Origin of the sequence: Mesorhizobium sp. M7A.F.Ca.CA.001.10.2.1 (assembly GCF_003998575.1) — a bacterium.
In the GTDB taxonomy this organism is placed as follows: Bacteria; Pseudomonadota; Alphaproteobacteria; order Rhizobiales; family Rhizobiaceae; genus Mesorhizobium.
The window spans coordinates 1-2,133 of sequence record NZ_RZQY01000847.1 but is presented as its reverse complement, the minus strand read 5'-3'; the positions used below and the strand labels follow the sequence as shown (position 1 = coordinate 2,133).

The window sequence follows — 2,133 nt, the reverse complement described above, 5'->3', positions numbered from 1 at the left end:
GACGAGACCCAACTCAAGCGCCCGCGGCGGCGCAAACCAGTCACCGGTCAACAGCAACTCCAGCGCCCGCTTGCGCCCGGCGAGCCTTGGCAGGCGTTGGGTTCCACCGAAGGTCGGCGGCATTGCGAGGTTGATTTCCGGCTTGGCGAACAAAGCGCGGTCACTGGCGATGGCCAGCGGCACCGCCTCGGTGATTTCGCAACCGCCACCAAAGGCAATGCCGTTGACGGCAGCGATGACGGGTTTGCGAAACGCTTCCAGCCTCGCCGTCAGCCGTTGCCCGCGCATGACGAAATCACGCATCGCGACATCGACGCCGAGCGCCACGCTGGCCGAGAACTCATGAATGTCGCCGCCGGCCGAAAACGCCCGCTCCCCTGCACCGGTCAGAATGACCGCACGAACGCTGTCATCGACTTCAATGTCGTCAAGGATCGCAAGCAGGCGATCGATCAGGGCATAGTTCAAGGCGTTGAGCTTCTCCGGCCGATTGAGGGTGAGGATGGCAATCCCATCCCGGGGTTCCTTGAGGACAAGATCGGTCATTGGCTCTTCCTTCTTCATCATGCTGATGACCGGAAGACTATGCCCCTTTCCGCTTGTGTATATTCACTAGTCGGTATACCTAAGCTCATGCCTGACACGCAAAGTCCTACACGCAAACGTATTGTCGATGCCGCGACCAGGCTCTTCTATGCCGAAGGAATCGGTCGCGTCAGCGTCGATGCCGTCGCCGAGGAAGCGGGTCTCACCAAACGCACGCTCTACTACCATTTCAAGAGTAAGGACGACCTCATCGCCGCCTATCTCGATGGCCGCGACCAACCCAATCTGAAGCGGATGGCCGGCTGGTTCGATGCCGCCGAAGGCGGCGCGGATCGCAAGGTCGAGGCGATCTTCACCAATCTGGCGAGGTCCGCTCGTCACCCGAAATGGAAAGGATGCGGCTTCCTGCGCACGGCCGCCGAACTCGCCTCGATGCCCGGACATCCGGCGGTCAAGGTCGGCGCGCGGCACAAGCTGAATTTCGAAACATGGCTGGCCGGCGCCTTGTCGGACCATGGCGTCGGCGAGCCGCCTGCCTTGGCACGCGAGATCGTGCTTTTGATCGACGGCTGCTTTTCGATCATGCTGATCCACCGCAACCCCGATTACATCGAGGCCGCCGGCCGCGCCGCGGCGACGCTGGTGCGGGCGCGGATTTCAGGCAGCCAGGTCTAAAGCGCGACGCGCTTTAAGCCTTTGGTTTTATGCATGTCGTTGCGCCAAAACCGGGGCCACTTTTGGGCGACATGCATTAGAACCCAAACGCCAGCCATGCGGTGCCGGCGGCCAGCGTTATCAGCGTCAGCGGCAAGCCGACCTTGAAAAAAGCGCCGAACGACAGCGTCGTGCCGGCGGCGCGTGCCTGTTCGGCGACGATCAGATTGGCGACCGAACCCAGCAGCGTGAAATTGCCGGCCAGTGTCGAGCTCATGGCGACGACCAGCCAGGCGCGCTCGGGGTTTTCCAGGCCGGGTATGAAAGGCCGCAGCGCCAGCACGGCCGGGACATTGCTCATGATGTTGGAAAGCACCGCGGTGAATCCGGACAGACGCCAGACATCGTCCAGCCCGAGGTCCTTTGCCGAGGCGATCATGTCTGGCGAAAGAAGCGTCTTTTCGGCGCCGGCGACGACCACGAACAGACCGGCGAACATGAACAGCAGCGGACCGTCGATCTCGCGGTAGATGCGTTCCGGCTTGATCGCCCGGGTAAGCAAGAGGATGGCGCCGCCGATGAGCGCGGCCTTGGCGACAGGCACACCGGCGAAGAAGGCGATTGCCAGCCCGATGCAGACCACCACCGCCTTCAGCACCTGCCCCTTGTGCATGCGGCCACGCGAGACCTCGGGCGTCAGTTGGACCGTTCGGGCGAATTCGGCCCGGTAGACGATGCGGATGATGACAACGACCGCGACGAGGCCGAAAAGGGCGACCGGAGCCAGCGCTGCCGAAAAGGCCGGATAGGAAATGCCCGACAGCGCGCCGATGACCATGTTTTGCGGATTGCCGGTGATGGTGGCGACGCTGCCGCAATTCGACGCGGTGGCGGTGGCGATCAGATAGGGGATCGGGTTGCGCTTGATCACAC

At 62.7% G+C, this 2,133-nt stretch carries 3 protein-coding genes; 1 reads left to right on the top strand and 2 read right to left on the bottom strand.

The window, feature by feature from the left end:
- On the bottom strand, positions 1–546 hold a 546-nt coding region (locus tag EN964_RS32530; RefSeq protein ID WP_127277303.1), incomplete at its 3' end, for an enoyl-CoA hydratase-related protein.
- 87 nt (positions 547–633) lie between these two features.
- On the opposite strand from EN964_RS32530, the gene EN964_RS32525 reads away from it, so the two are divergent.
- Positions 634–1,221, top strand: coding sequence for a TetR/AcrR family transcriptional regulator (locus tag EN964_RS32525; protein ID WP_164748925.1), 588 nt, complete (start codon positions 634–636; stop codon positions 1,219–1,221).
- Positions 1,222–1,297: 76 nt separating this feature from the next.
- Here EN964_RS32525 and EN964_RS32515 read toward each other — a convergent pair.
- On the bottom strand, positions 1,298–2,133 hold an 836-nt coding region (locus tag EN964_RS32515; protein ID WP_127277301.1), incomplete at its 5' end, for an SLC13 family permease.

Excerpts from the sequence above, each read along its gene's own strand:
- EN964_RS32525 (WP_164748925.1), top strand. The coding sequence starts at position 634 with ATGCCTGACACGCAAAGTCCTACACGCAAACGTATTGTCGATGCCGCG.